Origin of the sequence: Streptomyces sp. NBC_01341 (assembly GCF_035946055.1) — a bacterium.
Classification (GTDB): Bacteria; Actinomycetota; Actinomycetes; order Streptomycetales; family Streptomycetaceae; genus Streptomyces.
Window position 1 is genome coordinate 5826837 of sequence record NZ_CP108364.1, and the last position, 22443, is coordinate 5849279.

Below are 22443 nucleotides of genomic sequence, written 5' to 3' on the forward strand. Positions count from 1 at the left end.
CCCTCAGCGAGTGTGCCGGCGCGCCCGCAGGGCCAGGCTCAGGGCGAGCACCGCCTGCGGGTCGTCCAGGTCCGTGCCGAGCAGTTCACCGATGCGGGCCAGCCGGTTGTAGAGCGTCTGCCGGTTCAGGTGCAGGTCCCGGGCCGCCTCCGCCTTGCGCCCCGCATGGGCGAGGTAGGCCTCCAGGGTGGGCAGCAGCACGGGGCGGGACGTCCGGTCGTGATCGAGCAGGGGCCCGATCGCCCGGTCCACGAAGGACGCCAGGTCCTGGTGGTCGCGCAGCCGCCACAGCAACAGGTCGATGTCCAGGCTGCGCGCGTCGTACCAGGGGCGTTCCCCGAGCCCCTGGGCGGCGGCCGCCGCCTCCGCGGCGTGCCGCAGCCCCGGACCCGCCGACGCCCAGCCTCCCGCGGCCCCGACCACCACGACCACCGGCGTGCGGTCCCCGGCCCGCTCCAGGCCCGCCCGCTCCGCCCCGGCCCGCAGCGCCGCCGCCACCCGGTCCGCGAGAGCCGTGCGCGTCGTCTCCGGGCGCAGCGCCAGCAGCAGCGGCACCCTGTCCTCCACCGGCCGCACCCCGACCAGGATCGGCGCCCCCACCGCGGCGAGTTCCTCGGTCACCGCCCGGGCCAGCAGCGCCCAGCTGCCCGACGGCGCCGACTCGGGGGCGAGCCGCATCACCACCGGCAGCAGAGGATCCCCGCCCGGCCTGAACCCCAGGACGCCCGCCTGCGCCGGCGCGTCCTGCGGCGCGACGCGGCCCTCGGCGAGATCGGTGAGGAAGTCGCCCCGGCCCCGGGCCGCGACCTCCTCCTCCTGGCGGGCCTGCATCAGCACGACCGCCAGGATGCCCGCAGCCCGCTCCGCGGCCATCCGGTGAACCGTGACCAGCGGCCCCGACACGGCGAGCAGCACCAGCCGGGCCCGTACGGCACCGGTGCCCGCGCCGCCGCCCGGCACCTCCACCAGGACGGCCCCCGCCGGCGGCGCGTCACGCGCGGCCCGCGCGCCGCGCAGCCCCTCCCAGACCTGCAGCGGATCGGTACCCACCGGGCCGGTCCCGGTGCCCGCCGCGAACAGCAGCCTGCCGTCCGGCGTCTCCAGGAACACCGGGTTGGCGGCGAAGTCGGCCAGGATCTGCAGCACCTGCGGCACCCCGCCCCCGCCGAGAACCGCCTGCGTGCACCGCCGGTGCACCTCCTCGGCCCGCTGGAGCAGCGCGTAGTGCCCGTTGACGATCTCGGTGTGGATCTCCTCGGTCACGGACACGAACGGCACCTCACGGTGCAGCTGGACCAGCGGGAGCCCCGCCGTCCGCGCCGCGTCCACGATCGCCGCGGGCAGCACCTCGAAACGCGGACCGAGCTCCACCACCAGTGCGGCGATGCCCCGGTCCGCCAGCCTGCGGACGTAGGCACGCTGCTCGGCCGGCCGGGTCCCGAGTCCGAGGCCCGTCATGAGCAGCAGCTCCCCGCCCTTGAGGAGCGCGGGGATGTTCGGCGCCTCACCGGCGTGCACCCAGCGCACCGAGCGGTCCAGCCGGTCCTCGCACGTGAGCACCTCCGGGAGTCCGCCGCGGAGCCCGGGCAGCTCCAGCGCCCGCCGTACGGTGATCCCGCCTTCTTGTTCCACTGGCTCCGGCCTCGTGCTTCCACTCGTGCGCCCGCGCGCTCGGGAACGTGAGACGTGAACGCCCCGGTCAGGAAGCTACCGGGTGCCGCCCGGGAGCGTCACACCACGGCCACCGCGGGCTTCACGTTGTGGTTCAGACGGAAGACGTTGTCCGGGTCGTAGTGCGCCTTCACCGCGGCCAGCCGCTCGTAGGCCCGCTCACCGAAACCGGCGACGACCCGTTCCTGCCCCTCGCGCCCGATGAAGTTGAGGTACACGGCGCCGCCGGCCCACGGCATCATCGAGCCCCGCACCCTGCGCACCCACTGCCTGGCGCGCTCGTCGTCCGCCTCGCTCTCCCAGACGCCGAAGGGGTGCACGGCCCAAGGGGAGGAGCGCCAGGGCAGCGGGTAGTCGGCGGCGCCCCTCGCCACCGCGCCACCCATCGGGAAGAGCACGTGCTGCGAATTCGAGGGGACGGGCAGCGTGGCCGCGCCGGCGCAGTAGGCCGCGACCGCCTCGTCGGGCAAGCCGTTCAGATACTCGGCCGACCAGTAGTTCCGCAACCCGGGCGGGTCGTCCAGCATGCACTGCAGGTCCGCGTAACCGACCGCGTCGACGATCTCCGCCTCGTGATCCAGCGCCAGCAGGGGTGTGGCGACCTCGCGGGCCTCCGACACCGTACCGGCGAAGGTGATCAGGGCCGCGCAGACGAGGTGGCCCACCAGCTCCGCGGGCACCCACTCCTCGGGCGGACCGGTGATGTAGATGCAGGCGCCGCCCGCCTCGTCCGGGGCCGACTCCATCACGTCCCGGTACGTACGGACGACGTCGGGACCGCTGTCGGGGCGGAAAAGCAGCAGCACCATGCTCATCGAGGGCAGCTCGTGGAGCCGCAGCGTGAGGGACGTGACCACGCCGAAGTTCCCGCCGCCGCCGTGCAGGGCCCAGAAGAGCTCGGGGTTCTCGTCCTCGCTCGCGCGTACGGTCTCCCCGTCCGCCGTCACCACGTCGGCGGCCAGGAGGTTGTCGCAGGCCAGCCCGAACCTGCGCTCCAGCCACCCCGAGCCGCCGCCCAGGGTGAAGCCGCCGACGCCCGTGGTGGAGACCCGCCCGCCCGTGGTGGCCAGTGCGTGGGGCTGCGTGGCCCGGTCCAGGTCGCTCATGACGGCGCCCCCGCCGACGCGGGCCGACCGGGAGCCGGGATCGACCGTCACCCGGGACATCCTGCGCAGGTCGACGACCACCCCGCCGTCGCTGGCGGACATGCCCGCCACGCTGTGGCCGCCTCCGCGCACCGCGACCTCCAGTTCCCGGTCACGGGCGAGGGCGAGAGCGCGCGAGACGTCCGCCTCGGAGGCGCACTGGGCCACCACCGCGGGTCTGCGGTCGATCATGCTGTTGAAGACGGTACGTGCCCCGTCGTAACCCGGGTCGCCGGGCGCGTGGACCTCACCGGCGAAACCGGAGCGGAGGGCGGTCAGGGCAGCGTCCGGAAGAGACGTGCGGGGCGTCATGCTGAGCCCCCTTCGCAGGGCGTGACAGGACCCTTCCATCGTAGATCCGGCCGCGGAGATCGGCCGTTCCACCGGAGCCCTGTCACGCCCGCGCGGGTCAGCCCACGTACGCCCCGCTGGCCGTCAGCCGCAGCGCAGTGTCGATCAGCGGGACGTGGCTGAACGCCTGCGGGAAGTTCCCGACCTGGCGCTGGAGCCCGGAGTCCCATTCCTCGGCCAGCAGGCCGAGGTCGTTGCGCAGGGACAGCAGCTTCTCGAAGAGCCTGCGCGCCTCGTCGACCCGGCCGATCATCGCCAGGTCGTCCGCCAGCCAGAACGAGCAGGCCAGGAACGCGCCCTCGTCGCCCTCCAGGCCGTCCACGCCCGCCTCGTCGCCGTCGGTCGGATAGCGCAGGACGAACCCGTCCTCGGTGGACAGCTCGCGCTGGATCGCCTCGATGGTCCCGATGACCCGCTTGTCGTCCGGCGGCAGGAAGCCCATCTGAGGGATCAGCAGGAGCGAGGCGTCCAGCTCCTTCGACCCGTAGGACTGGGTGAAGGTGTTGCGCTCGGGGTCGTACCCGCGCTCGCAGACGTCCCGGTGGATGTCGTCGCGCAACTGGTGCCAGCGCTCCAGCGGCCCCTCCGCGTCACCCGACTCGATCAGCTTGATGGTGCGGTCCACCGCGACCCAGGCCATCACCTTGGAGTGCACGAAGTGGCGGCGCGGCCCGCGCACCTCCCAGATGCCCTCGTCCGGCTCCTCCCAGTGCTTCTCCAGGTACTCGATCAGCTTGAGCTGGAGGCCCATCGCGTAGTCGTTGCGCGTCAGGCCCGTCATGTGCGCCAGGTGGAGCGCCTCGGTGACCTCGCCGTAGACGTCGAGCTGCAGCTGGTTCGCCGCGCCGTTGCCGACCCGGACGGGGCCGGAGTTCTCGTAGCCGGGCAGCCAGTCCAGTTCCGCCTCGCCGAGCTCCCGCTCACCCGCGATGCCGTACATGATCTGCAGGTTCTCCGGGTCGCCGGCGACTGCCCGCAGCAGCCACTCGCGCCAGGCGCGGGCCTCCTCGCGGTAGCCCGTGCGCAGCAGCGAGGACAGTGTGATGGCCGCGTCGCGCAACCAGGTGTAGCGGTAGTCCCAGTTGCGGGAGCCGCCGATGTCCTCGGGCAGGGAGGTGGTCGGCGCGGCCACGATGCCGCCGGTGGGCGCGTAGGTGAGCGCCTTCAGCGTGATCAGCGAGCGGACGACCGCCTCGCGGTAGGGGCCGTGATAGGTGCACTGCTCGACCCACTCGCGCCAGAAGTTCCCGGTCGCCTCCAGGGACGACTCCGGTTCCGGCATGGCGGGCGGCTCGTGGTGCGAGGGCTGCCAGCTGATCGTGAAGGCGATCCGGTCGCCGGGAGCGACGGTGAAGTCGGAGTACGTCGTCAGGTTCTGGCCGTACGTCTCGGCGTCGGTGTCCAGCCACACCGAATCGGGGCCCGCGACGGCGACCGTACGGCCGTCGACCTTGTGGACCCAGGGGGTGACCCGCCCGTAGCTGAACCGCATCCGGAGCTCCGAGCGCATGGGGACGCGGCCGCTCACTCCCTCCACGATGCGGATCAGCTGGGGAGCGCCGTCACGGGGCGGCATGAAATCCGTCACGCGGACCGTGCCGCGGGACGTGTCCCACTCCGATTCCAGGATGAGGGAGTCGCCGCGATACCGGCGCCGGTCCGCCGCCGGCGCCGGAGCGCCTTCGGGACGGGCGGGTCCCAGCCGCCAGAAACCGTGTTCCTCGGTGCCGAGAAGCCCGGCGAAAATTGCATGGGAATCGAAGCGAGGCAGGCACAGCCAGTCCGCTGTGCCGTCCCGGCAGACCAGGGCTGCGGTCTGCATGTCTCCGATGAGTGCGTAATCCTCGATGCGCCCGGCCACGTGCGTCTCCAGTCGAACGGCCATGTCGCCCCGCAGGGCGCTTACTGCTGGTCAAGGGGTCGTTGTAATCGAACCGACGAGCTCTTGCGCGGGTGAGCGGGCTGGGGTGGTGCCGCTGGGCCGGCCAACTCGGCAGCGAGTGTCCGAGCAGGATACGACGCACCTGGGAGATCCGCGCGCCTGCCCACATGTTGTCCGTCGCCCGGCACGGGCGAATGGGTGGGACCTGAAACGGACGTGGTGATCTTGTGTCCGTCGCCGGGTAGGCATGGCCGGAAGCAGCCTCTCCCCGTCGCTGTTACCCTGGTAGCCCGTGGACCGGTGGTCGTCCCGTCAGTGGACGAGGCCCCCGAACCGCAGCGACGGCACCGACGGAGATCTCCGTCCGGGACGCCGGTACGCACCTCACGATCGCGACCACGGGAGCCCCCTTTGGCTATGCAGCCCTCATCCACGACGACCAAGCACATCTTCGTCACCGGGGGTGTCGCCTCCTCCCTCGGCAAGGGTCTGACTGCCTCCAGCCTGGGTGCCCTGCTCAAGGCGCGTGGCCTCCGGGTCACCATGCAGAAGCTCGACCCCTATCTCAACGTCGACCCCGGCACGATGAACCCCTTCCAACACGGTGAGGTGTTCGTCACCAACGACGGCGCCGAGACCGACCTGGACATCGGCCACTACGAGCGCTTCCTCGACGTGGACCTCGACGGCTCGGCCAACGTCACCACCGGCCAGGTCTACTCGCAGGTCATCGCCAAGGAGCGGCGCGGCGAGTACCTCGGCGACACCGTCCAGGTCATCCCGCACATCACCAACGAGATCAAGCACCGCATCCGCCGCATGGCGACCGACGACGTCGACGTCGTCATCACCGAGGTCGGCGGCACGGTCGGCGACATCGAGTCGCTCCCCTTCCTGGAGACGGTCCGCCAGGTCCGTCACGAGGTCGGCCGCGACAACGTCTTCGTCGTGCACATCTCGCTGCTGCCCTACATCGGGCCGTCCGGCGAGCTGAAGACGAAGCCCACCCAGCACTCCGTCGCCGCGCTGCGCAACATCGGCATCCAGCCGGACGCCATCGTGCTCCGCGCCGACCGCGACGTCCCGACCGCCATCAAGCGCAAGATCTCCCTGATGTGCGACGTCGACGAGGCGGCCGTGGTCGCCTGCGTCGACGCCAAGTCGATCTACGACATCCCCAAGGTGCTGCACACCGAGGGCCTGGACGCCTACGTCGTCCGCAAGCTGGACCTGCCGTTCCGCGACGTCGACTGGACGACCTGGGACGACCTGCTGGACCGCGTCCACAACCCCGACCACGAGATCACCGTCGCCCTGGTCGGCAAGTACATCGACCTGCCCGACGCCTACCTCTCGGTGACCGAGGCCATCCGGGCCGGCGGCTTCGCCAACAAGGCCCGCGTCAAGGTCAAGTGGGTCGCCTCCGACGACTGCAAGACACCGGCCGGAGCACAGAACCAGCTCGGCGACGTCGACGCGATCTGCATCCCCGGCGGCTTCGGCGAGCGCGGGGTGATCGGCAAGGTGGGCGCCATCCAGTACGCCCGCGAGAACAAGGTGCCACTGCTCGGCCTCTGCCTCGGCCTGCAGTGCATCGTGATCGAGGCCGCGCGCAACCTCGCCGGCATCACCGACGCCAACTCCACCGAGTTCGACGCCGCCACGAGCCACCCCGTCATCTCCACGATGGAGGAGCAGCTCGCGTACGTCGAGGGGGCCGGCGACCTGGGCGGCACCATGCGGCTCGGCCTGTACCCGGCGAAGCTCGCCGAGGGCTCCCTGGTCCGCGAGGCGTACGACGGTGAGCCCTACGTCGAGGAGCGCCACCGCCACCGCTACGAGGTCAACAACGGCTACCGCACGGAGCTGGAGAAGAAGGCCGGGCTCGTCTTCTCCGGCACCTCCCCGGACAACAAGCTCGTCGAGTACGTCGAGTACCCGCGTGAGGTCCACCCCTACCTGGTGGCCACCCAGGCGCACCCGGAGCTGCGCTCCCGCCCGACCCGCCCGCACCCGCTCTTCGCCGGCCTGGTGAAGGCGGCCGTGGAGCGCAAGGTCGCCGCACACGGGGCGGACGGCGACGCGTAAGGCGATACGGTTGACCGGGGTACGGATCCTTCACCGGATGCGTGCCCCGGTTTCTGTTTGTTCGTGGGAGGACGTACATGGGTTTCCAGGACACACCCGAGGAGTGGCAGGTCACCGAGACGGTGACCCCCTTCACCGGTAACAAGACCAGCGTCCGCACCGACGGCGTCGTCATGCCCGACGGCAGCGTCCACAACCGCGACTACCAGGTCCATCCGGGGTCCGTCGCCGTGCTCGCGCTCGACGAGGAGGGCCGCGTGCTCGTCCTGCGCCAGTACCGCCATCCCGTGCGCCAGAAGCTGTGGGAGATCCCGGCGGGTCTGCTCGACGTCCCGGGCGAGAACCCCCTGCACGCCGCGCAGCGCGAGCTGTACGAGGAGGCGCACGTCAAGGCCGAGGACTGGCGGGTGCTGACCGACGTCTACACCACGCCCGGGGGCAGCGACGAGGCCGTGCGCGTCTTTCTCGCGCGTGACCTCTCCGAGGCCGAGGGGGAGCGCTTCGAGGTCTCCGAGGAGGAGGCCGACATGGAGCAGGCCAGGGTGCCCCTGGAGGAGCTCGTGCGGAGCGTGCTGGCGGGCGACCTGCACAACAACTGCCTGGTCGTGGGCGTCCTGTCGCTGACTGCCGCGCTCGCCGGTGACGGGGTGGACTCGCTGCGCCCGGCCGAGGCGCCCTGGCCGGCCCGGCCGTTCGAGGCCTGACGCCCCGTCCGTCGCCGGGGAGGCGCCTCGCGCCCGCCGCGGGGCACAGCCGCGGCGGGCCCGATCGTATGAAACGCTGATGCGATCGAGGGACGTTTCCGCCCTGCGCGGCAGTGATCGTCCGCACCACTGAACTACGCTCGAAAGGCCCCGACCGGACTTCCGGCGGGCAACCGCGTGCAGCGAAGTGGAGCGTGGCCCGTGACCGACCAGGCGGTGGACACCAGCATCCCGGCCGGACCGGCCCGGACGGCGGGAGCCGAGCAGTCGTCCGACGCCGCCACGGTCCAATTCTTCGGGCGCGAAAGAGAGTTGAGGGCCCTTCAGGAGGACATCGAGCGGGCCGGTCTGGACACCCTGGCCGGCCGCAAGGCGCCACGCGCCAGGGTCCTGCTGATCGCCGGGCGGCCCGGATCCGGACGCTCCGCTCTCGCCGCCGAACTCGCCCGCAGGCTCGCCGAGCCGGGCGGCTATCCGGACGGGGTGTTCCGGGTCGCCCTCACCGACTCGGGGGGCGAGCGCGTTCCCGCGGAACGCACCGCGCGCCGGCTCCTGGACCAGCTCTCGGTCGTGGCCCCGCCCGGAGCCGGGGAGGACGAGCTGTCGGAGATGGTCCGCGAGGCCTTCGCCGTACGCCGTGCCGTGATCCTGCTCGACGACGCCGTGGACGCCGAGCAGGTCGACCCCCTGCTGCCGGACAACCCGGACTGTCTGGTCGTGGCGACGGCCACCGGCCCGCTCACCGGAATCCCCGACGTCCGCCCGTGCACCATCGGCGGGATGGACGCCGCCTCCGCCGTTCAGTTGCTCGCCCGCACCATCGGCCAGGTCCGCATCACCGTCGACCCGCGGGCCGCCGAGACACTCACCGAGGAGTGCGGAGGCCAGCCGGCCGCCCTGATCCTGATCGCGGGCTGGCTCGCCGCCCGGCCCGGGGCCTCCGTCGCCGACGTCACCAAGCAACTGAGCGACCAGCAGGAGGACTCCGAACAGCCCTCCGGGACGCGGCCGCTGGCGCGGGCGTTCCGGCTGGTCCACGATTCGCTGCCGCCGGCCGCCGCCTCGACACTGCGGATGCTCGCCCTCGCACCCGCGGGCATGGCCGACGCCCACACGGCCTCGGCCCTCGCCGGATCATCCGTGTCGGCGGCCGCCACCACCCTCGACGACTTCGTCCGGCTGGGGCTGCTGCGGACGGACGGCGCCGGTCCGGAGCAGTACGAACTGCCGGGCTGCCTCGCACCGCTGGTGCGCGCGATGCTGGAGGAGCGGGAGCGGCCCGCGGAGATCCAGCTGGCCCGGGCCAGGATGCTGGAGCGCACCGTGCGCCGGCTCCAGGCCTGCCGCGCGGTCACCGAGCCCGAGGACTCCCCGGCGCGCCGCAAGCTCGCGGGGCTGCCGCGCTCGCTCCGCTTCCCCGATCCCGAGTCGGCCGCCGCCTGGCTGCGGATCCGCGAACCCGCCCTCGTGGCCTCCGCTCGGCTTGCGGTGCGGGACGGAGACCTCGACACCCTCGCCCGCCGACTGGTGGCGGCGCTCGTCCGCGCTCTCGCCGTGCACCGAGGCACCGAGGACGCCGCCCCCGTGCTCTACGGGCTGCACGGCCTGGTCCTCGATGTGGCCGAGCGCCGTGATCTGCCCAGGGAGAAGGCCGCGGCCCTGCTCAACCTCGCCGATCTGGACGCCAGGACCGGCCGGACCCGGGAGGCGCTGGCCCGCTACCGGGCCGCACTGGACGCCGGGCGCGCCGCGAACGACCTCTACGCGACCGGCAGGGCGATGGAGTCCGCAGGCGGGGCCTACGCGGAGCTGGGTGACTTCAGCCGGGCCTCCGACTGGTACGGCAGGGCCCTCGCGCAGCGGCTCGGCCAGGGGGAGCGGGCCGACGAGGCGAGGCTCTACGGGCGGCTGGGAGCCGTCCACACATACGCCGGACGCTACGGCGAGGCCCTGCGGAACTGGCGCGCGTCGGCCGCGGGCCACCGGAGGCTGGGAGACCTGCCGGCCCAGGCGCGGGCCCTCAGTGAGGCCGCGCGGGTGCAGGAGTACGCGGGCAGGCCGCAGGAGTCGCTGCACACCTGCCGCGAGGCGGTCGACCTGGCCCGCCGGGCGGGTGACGTGCGGCTTCAGGCGGCACTGGAGCTGAGGCTGGCGGACACCCTGGACCGGCTCGGGGATCCGGCTGCGGCCCGGCTGCACCGGGCTGCGGCCGAGAGGCTGCTGGGAGAAGACGGGGCAGCCTGCGAAATCCGTAGTACTTCGCTGGAAAGTTAATGCTTTGTAAGGCTGGACAGCGAGAAGTCCTTCATTAATGATGGCTCTGCCGCACATCCCTGCGGTGTCCCCCTTTGTGCTTGGTTCATGCGGGTTCACCCTGCTATGCCCGAGCACCATCCGAGCCAAGGACCGTGATCGACGTGAAGGTCGGCATCCCCCGCGAAGTCAAGAACAACGAGTTCCGGGTGGCGATCACCCCCGCCGGAGTGCATGAGCTCGTCCGTCACGGCCACCAGGTCCTCGTCGAGCAGCACGCCGGTGAGGGGTCGTCCATCCCGGACGCGGAGTACGTCGCCGCCGGCGCACGGATCCTGCCCACCGCCGACGAGGTCTGGGCCGCAGCCGACCTGCTGCTCAAGGTCAAGGAGCCGGTCGCCGAGGAGTACCACCGCCTCCGCAAGGGGCAGACGCTCTTCACCTACCTCCACCTCGCCGCCTCCCGCGAGTGCACGGACGCCCTGATCGAGTCCGGGACGACCGCCATCGCGTACGAGACCGTCGAGACCGCGACCCGCGCGCTGCCGCTGCTCGCCCCGATGTCCGAGGTCGCGGGCCGCCTCGCCCCGCAGGTCGGTGCCTACCACCTCATGCGCTCGGTCGGCGGGCGCGGTGTGCTCCCCGGCGGCGTCCCCGGCACGGGGTCGGCCAGGGCCGTCGTGATCGGTGGCGGTGTCTCCGGCTGGAACGCCACACAGATCGCCGTCGGGCTCGGCTTCCACGTCACGCTGCTCGACCGGGACATCAACAAGCTGCGCGAGGCCGACAAGATCTTCGGCACCAAGGTGCGGACGGTCGTCTCCAACGCCCTCGAACTCGAGAAGGCCGTCGTCGAGGCCGACCTCGTCGTGGGCGCCGTGCTGATCCCCGGCGCGAAGGCCCCGAAGCTGGTCACCAACGAGCTGGTCGCCAAGATGAAGCCCGGAAGTGTTCTTGTCGACATCGCGATCGACCAGGGAGGCTGCTTCGAGGACTCGCATCCGACGACGCACGCCGAGCCGACCTTCATGGTCCATGACTCGGTCTTCTACTGTGTCGCGAACATGCCGGGTGCGGTCCCGAACACCTCCACCTACGCGCTCACCAACGCCACGCTGCCGTACATCCTGGAGCTCGCCAACCGTGGCTGGGCCGATGCCCTGCGGCGTGACGCGGCACTGGCCAAGGGCCTCAACACCCATGACGGCCAGGTGGTTTACCGCGAGGTCGCCGAGGCGCACGGTCTCGACCACGTCGAACTGAGCACGCTCCTCGGCTGAGCGGTCAACCCTCCGGGTCAACCTCATGCGTCCGGCCGGACCTTGCCCAGCAAGGTCCGGCCGGACGCATGAGCGGGCACGGGCCAACTGGCCGGAGACGTAACCCTCTACCCGTTTTGCACCCTCGTGAAAGGTGCGCCGCGGGCGCTCCACACCCTTGACAGGAGGGTGTTCGATTGCCGACACATCGGGCCGGGTCCGGCGGATTGTGTTGCTGCGAACCGGTGACACGCCATAGAGTCGCCAATCGTCGGCATGGTGCCACGCTGACCTATCGATAAGTAGTCCTGGTCACATCCAAGGAGGTAAGACGACTTGTGAATGAGTCGACAATTACTCCCGGGGGTGGTCAACCAGGGATGCCTGCACGGGGTCTGAGCCCGATCGGGCTCGAAGCTGTCGGCTCCGTCGCAGTCCGCACCTTCGCCACCCACCAGCACATGACGACAGCCCCCCAGATGATGGACGGCCAACACGTGAACGCCATGGCCGGCAACGAGAGTGGCCGGGAGACCGCCCACTTCGCCGACTTCGCCGAGGTGCCCGAGGGGCACTTCTACGACCCCGATGCCGAATACGAGCCCGATCCGGAGTACGCGGCCACGCTCGCGCCCGACGCCGCCCGCCAGCGCCGCGAGCGCATCGGCCCGACCGGCCGGCCTCTGCCGTACTTCCCGATCCCCGGTCCGCTGACCGATCACGGCCCCGCGAAGATCATCGCGATGTGCAACCAGAAGGGCGGCGTGGGCAAGACCACGTCGACCATCAACCTGGGCGCAGCGCTCGCCGAGTACGGCCGACGCGTCCTGCTCGTCGACTTCGACCCGCAGGGAGCCCTGTCGGTCGGTCTCGGGGTCAACCCGATGGAGCTCGACCTCACCGTCTACAACCTGCTCATGGAGCGGGGCATGGCGGCCGACGAGGTCCTCCTGAAGACCGCCGTGCCCAACATGGACCTGCTCCCCAGCAACATCGACCTCTCGGCCGCCGAGGTGCAGCTCGTGAGCGAGGTGGCCCGGGAGTCGACCCTGCAGCGTGCGCTCAAGCCGCTGATGGCCGACTACGACTACATCGTGATCGACTGTCAGCCCTCGCTCGGCCTCCTCACCGTCAACGCCCTGACGGCGGCCCACAAGGTGATAGTCCCGCTCGAGTGCGAGTTCTTCGCCCTGCGTGGTGTGGCGTTGCTCACCGAGACCATCGAGAAGGTCCAGGAGCGGCTCAACCCCGAGCTGGAGCTGGACGGCATCCTCGCCACCATGTACGACTCCCGCACGGTGCACAGCCGTGAGGTGCTCGCGCGGGTCGTCGAGGCGTTCGACGAGCACGTCTACCACACGGTCATCGGGCGCACGGTGCGGTTCCCGGAGACCACGGTGGCAGGCGAACCCATCACCACGTACGCGTCCAACTCGGTCGGTGCCGCCGCCTATCGCCAGCTCGCCAGGGAGGTGCTCGCCCGGTGTCACGCCGAGTGAGTCTGCCGGGGGCCGACGAGCTGTTCCGCACGACCGGGGGCATGGGCCTGCAGGCCTCGTCCCCCGCCGAGAGGCGACGCAAGGCGAACGGCGAGGCCCGGGTGCCCGCGCCGGGCGGAGCAAGCGATTCGGCACCGGCGGACACCGGCCAGGGCGGCGCCCCCGGGGCGGTCGCGGGGCAGTCGTCGCAGGAGGAGCACTCGGCGGCGGACGCCGACGCCGGGGGCTCGCACAGCCGGGCCGAAGGGGTCGACCGCGGTGCGGCCGCCCCGGACCGTACCCGTACCGCGCCGCCCCAGGAGGCGGCGGTCACCGTCCAGCCCCAGCGGGGGCGCGGCGGCGGCCGGGGGGCGAACCGCAGGCCGAGCGGCCGGGAACGCCACGACGAGAAGATCACCGTCTACGTGTCGGCCGAGGAACTGATGGACCTCGAGCACGCGCGGCTCGTACTGCGCGGTGAGCACGGCCTGGCCGTCGACCGCGGGCGCATCGTCCGTGAGGCGGTCGCCGTGGTGCTGGCCGACCTGGAGTCCCGCGGCGACGCGAGCATCCTCGTGCGGAGGCTGCGGGGCCGCTGACCGGCGCGGCGCCGGTAGCCTGCCCGGGGGAGGGCCGCCGACCGGGCGGCCCCGCCCAGGGCCATCGCCCGACATCCCGCCGCACCCCTGGACCCCAGCACATGCGAGACGCCGACGACCCGCCCCGTCCCACCCGCCGTGCCCTCGGCCGCGGACCGGGGATACGGCCGTCCGCGCGTCCTGCCCCGGGCGAGCGGGAGACCACGGGGGCCGGGACCCAGGCGCCCGCCCCGTCGTCCACGGCGGCGCATCCGTCCGCAGCCCCCGGGCCCCCGCGCCCGCCCCACGCCGACGGAGCATCTCCTGCGGCCTCGAAGGCCCCTGTGGCCGCCTCCGGGGCCTTCGTGGTCCGGGAGGCGCCGGTGACGGCCACAGGGCCCGTCACGGACCTCCCCGAGGACGCAGGCGTGGGGGAGGGCGGCTCCGGCGGAGCTCCGGCGACCCCGGCGGCGGACGCGGTCGAGGCCCCCGCCGACACCGGCGGCGACCGGCGGTTCACCGTGCGGCTGGTCAACTTCGAGGGCCCCTTCGACCTGCTGCTCCAGCTGATCTCGAAACACCGGCTCGACGTGACCGAGGTGGCGCTGTCGAGGGTCACCGACGAGTTCATGGCGTACATCCGCGCCATGGGCCCGGACTGGGACCTCGACCAGACCACCGAGTTCCTCGTGGTCGCGGCGACCCTGCTCGACCTCAAGGCGGCCAGACTGCTCCCCACCGCCGAGGTGGAGGACGAGGCCGACCTCGCCCTCCTGGAGGCGCGCGACCTGCTCTTCGCGAGGCTGCTGCAGTACCGCGCGTACAAGCGGATCGCCGAGATCTTCAGCGGCCGGCTCGAGTCCGAGTCGCGCCGCTACCCCCGCACCGTCGGCCTCGAACCCCAGCACGCCGAGCTGCTGCCCGAGGTCGTGATCAGCATCGGTCCCGACGGGTTCGCCCGGCTCGCGGTGAAGGCGATGCAGCCGAGACCCGAGCCCCAGGTGTACGTCGACCACATCCACGCACCCCTTGTGAGCGTGCGGGAGCAGGCGGAGATCGTGGTGGCGCGGCTGCGCGCGGACGGAGAGGTCAGCTTCAGGGAGCTCACCGAGGACGCGGCGGACACCCTCACGGTGGTCGCCCGGTTCCTCGCGCTGCTGGAGCTCTACCGGGAGAAGGCCGTCGCCCTCGACCAGGAGGAGGCGCTCGGTGAACTCCTCGTGCGCTGGGCGGGGGGCGAAGGGGCCGGACCCGTGGTCACCGACGAGTTCGACCAAGAGGCGCGCGAGGCGCAGGAGGACGTACAGGAATGAGCACAGACGAGGGGCGCGACGCCCGGGTCGCCGGACTCGACCTCAAGCCCGCGCTGGAGGCCGTCCTGATGGTCGTGGACGAGCCCGCCACCGAGGAACACCTCGCCAAGGTCCTCCAGCGGCCCCGCAGGGCCGTGGCCGACGCCCTGCGGGAGCTGGCCGACGACTACACCGTCCAGCGCCGCGGATTCGACCTGCGGCTCGTTGCCGGGGGCTGGCGTTTCTACACCCGCCCTGAGTACGCGGATGCCGTCGAGGGCTTCGTCCTGGACGGCCAGCACGCCCGGCTGACCCAGGCGGCGCTGGAGACACTGGCGGTCGTGGCCTACCGGCAGCCGGTGAGCAGGTCGAGGGTCTCGGCGGTACGCGGAGTCAACTGCGACGGCGTGATGAGGACCCTGCTCCAGAGGGGTCTGGTCGAGGAGGCGGGCGCGGAACCCGAAACAGGTGCGATCCTGTACAGGACGACGAACTACTTTCTGGAGCGCATGGGCCTGCGAGGCCTGGACGAGCTCCCGGAGCTCGCGCCCTTCCTCCCGGAGGCGGACGCGATCGAGGCTGAGACGCTAGAGGGTGTGCCGTCGTTCGATCCGGACGCACCGGACACCCCGGAAACTCACGCAGACGACAAGACGGATTTTTGATGCGAAGCAGTGGCAGCAACGGAAGCGGCAGCGGCAAGAGCGGCGGCAGGAGTGGCGGCGGCAGCGGCTCCAGGAGCGGCGGCGCAGGCGGCCGGAACAACAGCGGCAGCGGCCGGAACAGCAACCCGAACCCCCGGGTCTCCGGCTCCGGGCACGACGACCAGCAGGAGAAGCGCCCCCGTCGGCCCCGCCCCGAGGAGCGCCGCTACGACGTGGGCTCCGACAAGCCGGGCGGCGACGGCGGCCCCCGCAAGGGCCGCGGCGCGGCAGCGCGCGGCGGGGCCAAGGGCGGACCGAAGCCCGCACAGAACGTGAGCAAGGGCGGCCGCCGCGTGGGCGCCCCGTCCCGCCCCCGTGAGCTCGATGCCAAGATCGAGCAGCGCAACCGTGACCGGTACGCCGACAAACCCGAGATCAAGACGCCCAAGACCCACCCGGGCGCCGAGCAGGAGGGCGAGCGTCTGCAGAAGATCCTCGCCCGGGCCGGCATGGGCTCGCGGCGGGCGTGCGAGGAGCTCATCGAGCAGGCCAGGGTCGAGGTGAACGGTGAGATCGTCCTGGAGCAGGGTATGCGGGTCGATCCGCACAAGGACGAGATCAAGGTCGACGGTCTGACCGTCGCGACGCAGTCGCACCTGTTCTTCGCGCTGAACAAGCCCGCCGGCGTCGTCTCCACCATGGGCGACCCGGACGGCCGCCAGAACCTCGGCGACTACGTGAACAACCGCGAGACGCGGCTGTTCCACGTCGGACGGCTCGACACCGAGACCGAGGGCATCATCCTGCTCACCAACCACGGCGAGCTCGCCCACCGCCTGACGCACCCCGCGTACGGGGTGAAGAAGATCTACCTTGCCGCCATCCAGGGCCCGCTCCCGCGTGACCTCGGCAAGCGGCTCAAGGACGGCATCCAGCTCGAGGACGGGTACGCCCGCGCCGACCACTTCCGGGTCGTCGAGAACACCGGCAAGAACTACCTGGTCGAGGTGACCCTCCACGAGGGCCGCAAGCACATCGTCCGCCGCATGCTGGCCGAGGCCGGATTCCCCGTCGAGCGCCTCGTGCGGACGTCCTTCGGGCCCATCCCGCTGGGCGACCAGAAGTCGGGCTGGCTGCGCCGCCTGACCAACACCGAGGTGGGCATGCTGATGCGCGAGGTCGGCCTGTAGCCCCTGCCCGACCCGAACGGCCCGCGGCCGGTTCCTCGTTCACTTTTCGAACCGGAACCGGCTGCGGGCCTTTTGCTGTCAGGGATTCTTCTTTATAGTCACGGTGACCATTAAAGAAGGAGGGCGGCGTGACGCTCGCGGACGTACTCGAACCCCTGCAACAGCCCCTGGTGACGGTCCTGGACACCCCGGTCAGCTGGACCGAGGTGCTGGGCTTCGGCAGCGGCGCGCTGTGCGTGTGGCTCGTCGCCCGTCAGCACCTCGCCAACTGGCCGGTCGGCATCGCCAACAACCTGTTCTTCATCGTGCTGTTCGCCCAGTCCGGTCTGTACGCCGACGCCGGCCTGCAGATCGTCTTCATCGCCCTCGCCGCGTACGGCTGGTGGACCTGGACCCACGGGGGTGGACCGGGGACGTCCGTCCTGGCGGTGCGGAGCACCACCCGCACCGAATGGGCCTGGCTGCTCGCGGCGGGGGCGGTGACGACCCTCGGCCTCACCCTGCTGCTGTCCCGGGTCACGGATTCGACCGTGCCGTTCTGGGACGCCCTGACGACCTCCCTCTCGCTCATGGCGACGTACGGACAGTGCCGCAAGCGCGCCGAGTCCTGGTGGCTGTGGATCGCCGCCGACCTGGTGTACATCCCGCTGTACGCGTACAAGGAGCTCTACCTCACCTCCCTGCTCTACCTCGGCTTCCTCACGCTCTGCCTCATCGGGCTGCGCAACTGGAACCGCGACCTGGCGGCGGGCCGGCGCGACGGCGCCGTGGTGCCGGTATGAAGCGCCACGGACACGGCCTGGTCCTCGGCAAGTTCTATCCGCCGCACGCCGGCCACCACCACCTCGTCCGCACCGCCCGGGACCGTTGCGAGCGGCTCACCGTCCTGGTCTGCGCCGCCTCCGTCGAATCCGTACCGCTCGCCGACCGGGTCGCCTGGATGCGGGAGGCGCACCCCGACGCCCGGGTGGTGGGCACCGTCGACGACATCCCCATGGACCTGAACGACACCGCGGTCTGGGACGCGCACATGGCGGTGTTCACCGCCGCCGTACCCGAACGGATAGACGCCGTCTTCTCGTCGGAGACCTACGGTGCGGAACTGGCACGCCGCTTCGGGGCGGAATCCGTCCTCGTCGACCCCGGCCGCACCCTGTTCCCCGTGTCGGGCACCGCGGTACGCGCCGACCCGGCCGGCTGCTGGGACTACCTGGAGCCGCCCGTGCGGGCCGCGCTCGCCCGCCGGGTCGTCGTCCTGGGCGCCGAGTCCACCGGCACCACCACCCTGGCCCTGGCCCTCGCCGAGCACTACCGCAGCCGCGGCGGCACCTGGGCCCGGACGGGATACGTCGCCGAGTACGGGCGCGAGTTCAGCGAGGCGAAGCTCGCCGCACTGCGCGGCCGGTGGCCCGGCGCCCGGTGGGAGGACGTCAGCTTCACCACCGACGACTTCCCTCTCATCGCCGAGACCCAGAACGCGCGGGAGGAGGCAGCCGCGCGCGTCGGGTCGCCGGTACTCATCTGCGACACCGATTCCTTCGCCACCACCGTCTGGCACGAGCGCTACGTCGGCGGCCGCAACCCGCTCGTCGAGAAGACCGCCGACCGGGTCACCCACCACCTCTGGCTGCTCACCGACCACGAGGGCGTCGCCTTCGAGGACGACGGCCTCCGGGACTGCGAGGAACTGCGGCCCTGGATGACCGAACGCTTTCGCGCCGAACTCACACGGACCGGACGGACGTTCGTCGAGATCACCGGGAGCCGCCAGGCACGGCTCGACGCCGCCGTCGCCGCCGTCGACGGACTTCTGGCCACCGGATGGCACTTCACCGAACCCCTGCCGGAGCGACGATGACCACCGTGCCCGAGGGGTACGACCCCCACGCCTTCACCCCCTTCGCGGTCACCGTCGACCTCGCGGTCTTCACCGTCCGCGAAGGGCGGCTGCACGTCCTGCTCGTGGAACGCGGCGGAGAACCGTACAAGGGCCGGTGGGCGCTGCCCGGCGGCTTCGTCCTGCCGCGCGAGTCCGCCGAGGTGGCGGCCCGCCGCGAACTCGCCGAGGAGACCGGCCTCACCCGGCACACCGTGCGCGCCCTGCACCTGGAGCAGCTGCGCACCTACAGCGACCCGGACCGCGACCCCAGGATGCGGGTCGTCTCCGTCGCGTACGCCGCGCTCATCCCCGACCTGCCGGAGCCACGCGGCGGCGGTGACGCCGCGCACGCGCGCTGGTGGGACGCGGGAAGCACCGGGCCGCTCGCCTTCGACCACGACCGCATCCTGGCCGACGCGCACGAACGGATCGGCGCCAAGCTCGAGTACTCCTGCCTGGCCACCGCGTTCTGCCCCGCCGAGTTCACCCTCGGCGAGCTCCAGCAGGTCTACGAGACGGTCTGGGGCGTCGGGCTCGACCGGCCCAACTTCCGGCGCAAGGTCCTCACCACGCCCGGCTTCGTCCAAGCCGTGGAAGGACCGCCGCGCCGCACCGGCGGACGGGGGAAACCGGCCGCCCTCTACCGGGCGGGTGCCGCCACCGCCCTGCACCCACCACTGCTGCGCCCGGAAGGACGCCCGGAAGGACGGACATCATGATCCCTATGAGAACATCCACCAAGCAGGCGGCCACGGGCGCCCTGACCGGGCTCGCGCTCGGTGACGCCCTGGGCTTCCCCGCCGAGTTCAACGACGTGCCGTCCATCCTCGCGAAGTGCGGGCCGTGGCGGCAGATGCGGCTGCCGAAGCCGGCGTTCGTCACCGACGACACCCAGATGACACTCGCCCTGGGACGCGGCATACGCACCGCCATGGACCAGGGGCTTCTCACGCCGGAGCGGATGGTGGGCCCGGTCCGGGAGGAGTTCGTCCGGTGGAACCGCTCACCCGACAACAACCGGGCTCCCGGACGTACCTGCCTGGAGGCGTGTGCGCTGCTGGAGGGCGACCGGATCTGGCAGGAGGCCAGCAGGACCGGTTCCAAGGGCTGCGGCGCCAACATGCGCGTCGCGCCCATCGGCCTCGTGCCCGGACTCAGCGACGAACAGCGTGCCGGGGCGGCTCAGCTCCAGGCGGCCCTCACCCACGGTCATCCCACCGCCCTCGCGGCCTCCGACCTGATGGCCCGTGCGGTGTACCTCCTCGCGCAGGGGGCCGAACCGTTCGGCCTGGTGGGCCAGCTGCGCTCCTACGCGTACGAGAGCCGAGGCCGCTACCTCACCCGCTGGCTCGGTGACCTGTGGCGGTACACCCACGACGCCTCACCCGGGGCGTTCATCAGCCGGGGCTGGGACGAGTGCCTGACCGTGCTCGCGAACGTCCAGGACGCCCTGCGCGACCCCTCGCCGGAGACCGACCCGTGCGAGCGGACCGGGGACGGCTGGATCGCGGAGGAGGCGCTCGCCACCGCGCTGCACTGCTTCCTGCTCTTCCCGGAGGAACCGCTGACCGCCCTGCGCCGGGCGGCCTGCACCCGGGGCGACTCCGACTCCATCGCCTGTCTCACAGGCGCGCTGGCCGGAGCGCACCTGGGGGCCGGGGCCTGGCCCAAGGAGTGGTCGGAGCGCATCGAGTACCGCAGCGACCTGCTGTCGCTCGCCGCGCTCTGGGACGCTTGATCCATGCACACGGATACGACGCTCCTGCGAGGGGCCGGGCTGCCGGACATCGATCTGGCGCGGATACTCGCCGAGGAGCCCTGCCCGCTCCTGTTCGCCACGGTCTCGGGCGCACACCTGTACGGCTTTCCCTCGCGGGACTCGGACGTGGACCTGCGGGGGGTCCACGTCCTGCCCCCGGAGGACCTGGTTGGCCTGCGGGAGCCGGAGGAGACGCGGTCGAGGATGTGGGACCACGACGGCGTCGAGATGGACCTCGTCACCCACGACCTCCGCAAGTTCGTCCGGCTCATGCTGAAGCCCAACGGCTACGTGCTGGAGCAGCTCCTCTCGCCGCTGGTGGTGCACACCACGCCGCTCCACGCGGAACTCGCGGCCCTGGTCCCGGCGGTGCTGACGCGTCATCACGCCCACCACTACCGGGGATTCGCCGGCACGCAGTGGCGGCTGTTCGAGAGGACGGGTGAGCTGAAACCGCTGCTCTACACCTTCCGGGCACTGCTCACCGGCATCCACCTCATGCGCACCGGCGCCCTGGTCGCGCATCTGCCGACCCTGAGCGGCGAGGTGTCCGCGCCGGCCGGCCTGCCCACCCTGATCGAGGCGAAGGCCGGCGCCGAACACGGCGCGGCCCACATGGTGGACGCCGCGTCGGCCGCACGTGACGTCGAGGCGCTCCACGCCGTCCTCGACGAGGCACAGGCGGAGTCCCGGCTCGCCGAGGCCCCGTCGGGTTTCGACGCCCTGCACGATCTCGTCGTCCGGGTGCGGCTGGGGGAGCCCGGTCTGCTCCGGCCACTGAGCGGGAACCCGGCCGGCGGGAGCGAGTCAGGACCGCTCTGACCGGACGCCCGCCGAGATCCGCCTGGTCCGGATCAGGAACGCCTCCACGCGGTCCTTGTCCGGCTCGGGCGGCAGCGGGGACCGCGCCGCCGCTTCGTCGTTCTCCACGGCCAGACGCGCCATCCGGCGTTCGACCTCGGCCCAGGTGACCTCGCCCCGCTTCACCGCGAGCAGGTACTCACGCGCGTCCCCGACCTCGACCCGCAGCTCGCCCGTCCGCAGCAGGTCCCGCCCGGCGGCCAGCAGGCGCAGCAGGTGCATGGCGTGCTTCCAGCGCGGGGCGCCGTGCGTGCGGACGTCCGCATCCAGCTTCCGCCGCTGGCCGAGGGCGTAGCGCAGATACGTCTCGTGGGCGCGCAGGGACAGGAACGCCCCGCGGAGGGCGAGGAGTTCGCGGCCCGTGTCGTCGATCCGCTCCACGAGCGGCGAGTGCAGGCACTCCAGCACATTGGGGTTGGCCCGGAGGGCCAGCTCGCAGAAGCGTTCCAGCTCCCACGAGAACTGCTCCTCGCCCGGCCCCTCGACGTGGGCCGGCGGCTTGGTGAATCCCCAGAACAGAGGGGTGGGCGCGAGGAACACCCCGCGCCGGTCCGTGTCGCTGTCCTCGGTGGCCAGCCCGAAGGCGCGCGACCCCGTCACACAGGAGTACACGGTGTGATCCCGTACGAGCCGTTCGCCTTCAGGGGTGATCATGGGCGAGACGGTACGCGTCCTACGCCTGCCGGACGGTACCGCCTTCGACGGTGATCCGTTCCGGGGGCAGCGGCCGCGTCGCCGGGCCCCGCTCGACCGCCCCGTCCCCGATGCCGAACCTGCTCCCGTGGCACGGGCAGTCGATGGTGCCGTCCGCCACCGTCGCGACGATGCAGCCCGCATGCGTGCACACCGCGGAGAAGGCCTTGAAGTCGCCGGCCTTCGGCTGGGTCACCACGATCTTGCGGTCCTTGAAGATCGCGCCGCCGCCGACGGGGATGTCGGAGGTCCGGGCCAGCTCGGCGCCGCCGGATGCGGGCGCCGGGCTCTCGTCGCCCCCGCCACCGCCCCCGTCCCCTGAGGAGCCGCAGCCGGTCACCAGGGCCGCGGCCCCCGCGCCCAGGACCGTCCTTCGCCGTGCGTTCATGTCTCTCCTCGCGTGGTGGTCGCCGAAGGGCATCGTGGCGTCCCGGGGCGCGGCGGCGAAGCAACCGGGCGGCGGTTACGGCCAGGCACGTCGCGGTTACGGCCAGGTGGGTGGACGGGAGGCGGTCGAGGCCGCGCGGGGAGTGCCCAGGACCTGACCGCGAGCGCTGTGGCCGGACGGTTCGCCGGCGTACTCACCGACTGGGTCCACGACCGGATCGACGCCGGGCCTGAGCAGCTCGCCGGCCAGGTCCGGCGCACGCTCCTCCCGTGCACGCCGCCGCCGCGTCTCACGGACAGAGCGCGGTGACCGGCCGGCCCGCCGCACC

Annotated in this window: 20 protein-coding genes; 15 read left to right on the top strand and 5 right to left on the bottom strand. The window is 72.0% G+C overall.

Going from position 1 to position 22443, the window contains the following annotated elements:
* Positions 1 to 3: 3 nt before the first annotated feature.
* The 3 genes from OG206_RS25650 to OG206_RS25660 all read right to left on the bottom strand — a co-directional run bounded on the left by OG206_RS25650 (position 4) and on the right by OG206_RS25660 (position 5028).
* Complete coding sequence (locus OG206_RS25650; RefSeq protein WP_327120042.1) at positions 4 to 1632, bottom strand: PucR family transcriptional regulator; 1629 nt, start codon at positions 1630 to 1632, stop codon at positions 4 to 6.
* 98 nt (positions 1633 to 1730) lie between these two features.
* Entirely contained in the window at positions 1731 to 3128 is a 1398-nt protein-coding gene (locus OG206_RS25655) for an FAD-binding oxidoreductase (protein ID WP_327120044.1), read from the bottom strand.
* A 97-nt stretch (positions 3129 to 3225) separates the two neighbouring features.
* The gene (locus OG206_RS25660; protein WP_327122402.1) at positions 3226 to 5028 is read right to left on the bottom strand and encodes a glycoside hydrolase family 15 protein; all 1803 of its coding nucleotides are present in this window, start codon (positions 5026 to 5028) and stop codon (positions 3226 to 3228) included.
* 438 nt (positions 5029 to 5466) lie between these two features.
* On the opposite strand from OG206_RS25660, the gene OG206_RS25665 reads away from it, so the two are divergent.
* The 14 genes from OG206_RS25665 to OG206_RS25730 all read left to right on the top strand — a co-directional run bounded on the left by OG206_RS25665 (position 5467) and on the right by OG206_RS25730 (position 20995).
* Positions 5467 to 7137 (top strand): CTP synthase, encoded by a 1671-nt coding sequence (locus OG206_RS25665; RefSeq protein WP_327120047.1) that lies wholly within the window; start codon positions 5467 to 5469, stop codon positions 7135 to 7137.
* 77 nt (positions 7138 to 7214) lie between these two features.
* Complete coding sequence (locus OG206_RS25670; RefSeq protein WP_327120049.1) at positions 7215 to 7841, top strand: NUDIX hydrolase; 627 nt, start codon at positions 7215 to 7217, stop codon at positions 7839 to 7841.
* A 201-nt stretch (positions 7842 to 8042) separates the two neighbouring features.
* Positions 8043 to 10115, top strand: coding sequence for a tetratricopeptide repeat protein (locus tag OG206_RS25675; protein ID WP_327120050.1), 2073 nt, complete (start codon positions 8043 to 8045; stop codon positions 10113 to 10115).
* A 143-nt stretch (positions 10116 to 10258) separates the two neighbouring features.
* Positions 10259 to 11374 carry an alanine dehydrogenase gene (ald, locus tag OG206_RS25680; protein ID WP_327122403.1) on the top strand — a complete coding sequence of 372 codons (1116 nt, stop codon included), beginning with the start codon at positions 10259 to 10261 and terminating at the stop codon, positions 11372 to 11374.
* 359 nt (positions 11375 to 11733) lie between these two features.
* Positions 11734 to 12852: a ParA family protein gene (locus tag OG206_RS25685; RefSeq protein WP_327120052.1), complete on the top strand. Its 1119-nt coding sequence runs from the start codon at positions 11734 to 11736 to the stop codon at positions 12850 to 12852.
* Positions 12849 to 13430, top strand: a complete 582-nt coding sequence (locus OG206_RS25690) for a hypothetical protein (protein WP_327122404.1) — start codon at positions 12849 to 12851, stop codon at positions 13428 to 13430. The genes OG206_RS25685 and OG206_RS25690 overlap by 4 nt, the downstream gene beginning before the upstream one ends.
* 101 nt (positions 13431 to 13531) lie before the next feature.
* Entirely contained in the window at positions 13532 to 14722 is a 1191-nt protein-coding gene (locus tag OG206_RS25695) for a segregation and condensation protein A (RefSeq protein ID WP_327120054.1), read from the top strand.
* Positions 14719 to 15366 (top strand): SMC-Scp complex subunit ScpB, encoded by a 648-nt coding sequence (gene scpB / locus OG206_RS25700; RefSeq protein ID WP_327120056.1) that lies wholly within the window; start codon positions 14719 to 14721, stop codon positions 15364 to 15366. Before OG206_RS25695 ends, scpB begins: the two co-directional genes overlap by 4 nt.
* Positions 15366 to 16535: a pseudouridine synthase gene (locus OG206_RS25705; protein ID WP_327120059.1), complete on the top strand. Its 1170-nt coding sequence runs from the start codon at positions 15366 to 15368 to the stop codon at positions 16533 to 16535. Before scpB ends, OG206_RS25705 begins: the two co-directional genes overlap by 1 nt.
* A gap of 128 nt (positions 16536 to 16663) precedes the next feature.
* Positions 16664 to 17317, top strand: coding sequence for a nicotinamide riboside transporter PnuC (pnuC, locus tag OG206_RS25710; RefSeq protein WP_327120062.1), 654 nt, complete (start codon positions 16664 to 16666; stop codon positions 17315 to 17317).
* Positions 17314 to 18393 carry an AAA family ATPase gene (locus tag OG206_RS25715; protein WP_327120064.1) on the top strand — a complete coding sequence of 360 codons (1080 nt, stop codon included), beginning with the start codon at positions 17314 to 17316 and terminating at the stop codon, positions 18391 to 18393. Before pnuC ends, OG206_RS25715 begins: the two co-directional genes overlap by 4 nt.
* The gene (locus OG206_RS25720) at positions 18390 to 19133 is read left to right on the top strand and encodes an NUDIX hydrolase (protein WP_327120066.1); all 744 of its coding nucleotides are present in this window, start codon (positions 18390 to 18392) and stop codon (positions 19131 to 19133) included. Before OG206_RS25715 ends, OG206_RS25720 begins: the two co-directional genes overlap by 4 nt.
* On the top strand, positions 19130 to 20152 hold the full coding sequence (locus OG206_RS25725) for an ADP-ribosylglycohydrolase family protein (protein WP_327120068.1): 1023 nt from the start codon (positions 19130 to 19132) through the stop codon (positions 20150 to 20152). The genes OG206_RS25720 and OG206_RS25725 overlap by 4 nt, the downstream gene beginning before the upstream one ends.
* Before the next feature lie 3 nt (positions 20153 to 20155).
* Positions 20156 to 20995, top strand: a complete 840-nt coding sequence (locus tag OG206_RS25730) for a nucleotidyltransferase domain-containing protein (RefSeq protein ID WP_327120070.1) — start codon at positions 20156 to 20158, stop codon at positions 20993 to 20995.
* Here OG206_RS25730 and OG206_RS25735 read toward each other — a convergent pair.
* On the bottom strand, positions 20981 to 21688 hold the full coding sequence (locus OG206_RS25735; protein ID WP_327120072.1) for a nucleotidyltransferase domain-containing protein: 708 nt from the start codon (positions 21686 to 21688) through the stop codon (positions 20981 to 20983). The two genes, OG206_RS25730 and OG206_RS25735, sit on opposite strands and share 15 nt — an antisense overlap.
* Positions 21689 to 21707: 19 nt before the next feature.
* Positions 21708 to 22115, bottom strand: a complete 408-nt coding sequence (locus OG206_RS25740; RefSeq protein WP_327120074.1) for a Rieske (2Fe-2S) protein — start codon at positions 22113 to 22115, stop codon at positions 21708 to 21710.
* Between OG206_RS25740 and OG206_RS25745 the strand changes: the two genes are divergently transcribed.
* Positions 22114 to 22272: a hypothetical protein gene (locus tag OG206_RS25745; protein WP_327120076.1), complete on the top strand. Its 159-nt coding sequence runs from the start codon at positions 22114 to 22116 to the stop codon at positions 22270 to 22272. The genes OG206_RS25740 and OG206_RS25745 overlap by 2 nt on opposite strands.
* Positions 22273 to 22443: the final 171 nt, after the last annotated feature.

Coding starts and splice junctions, on each gene's coding strand:
- OG206_RS25715 (WP_327120064.1), top strand. CDS start 17,314: ATGAAGCGCCACGGACACGGCCTGGTCCTCGGCAAGTTCTATCCGCCG.
- OG206_RS25695 (WP_327120054.1), top strand. CDS start 13,532: ATGCGAGACGCCGACGACCCGCCCCGTCCCACCCGCCGTGCCCTCGGC.
- OG206_RS25730 (WP_327120070.1), top strand. CDS start 20,156: ATGCACACGGATACGACGCTCCTGCGAGGGGCCGGGCTGCCGGACATC.
- scpB (WP_327120056.1), top strand. CDS start 14,719: ATGAGCACAGACGAGGGGCGCGACGCCCGGGTCGCCGGACTCGACCTC.
- OG206_RS25725 (WP_327120068.1), top strand. CDS start 19,130: ATGATCCCTATGAGAACATCCACCAAGCAGGCGGCCACGGGCGCCCTG.
- OG206_RS25705 (WP_327120059.1), top strand. CDS start 15,366: ATGCGAAGCAGTGGCAGCAACGGAAGCGGCAGCGGCAAGAGCGGCGGC.
- OG206_RS25655 (WP_327120044.1), bottom strand. CDS start 3,128: ATGACGCCCCGCACGTCTCTTCCGGACGCTGCCCTGACCGCCCTCCGC.
- OG206_RS25670 (WP_327120049.1), top strand. CDS start 7,215: ATGGGTTTCCAGGACACACCCGAGGAGTGGCAGGTCACCGAGACGGTG.
- OG206_RS25665 (WP_327120047.1), top strand. CDS start 5,467: ATGCAGCCCTCATCCACGACGACCAAGCACATCTTCGTCACCGGGGGT.
- OG206_RS25720 (WP_327120066.1), top strand. CDS start 18,390: ATGACCACCGTGCCCGAGGGGTACGACCCCCACGCCTTCACCCCCTTC.
- OG206_RS25740 (WP_327120074.1), bottom strand. CDS start 22,115: ATGAACGCACGGCGAAGGACGGTCCTGGGCGCGGGGGCCGCGGCCCTG.
- OG206_RS25745 (WP_327120076.1), top strand. CDS start 22,114: ATGTCTCTCCTCGCGTGGTGGTCGCCGAAGGGCATCGTGGCGTCCCGG.
- OG206_RS25735 (WP_327120072.1), bottom strand. CDS start 21,688: ATGATCACCCCTGAAGGCGAACGGCTCGTACGGGATCACACCGTGTAC.
- OG206_RS25685 (WP_327120052.1), top strand. CDS start 11,734: ATGCCTGCACGGGGTCTGAGCCCGATCGGGCTCGAAGCTGTCGGCTCC.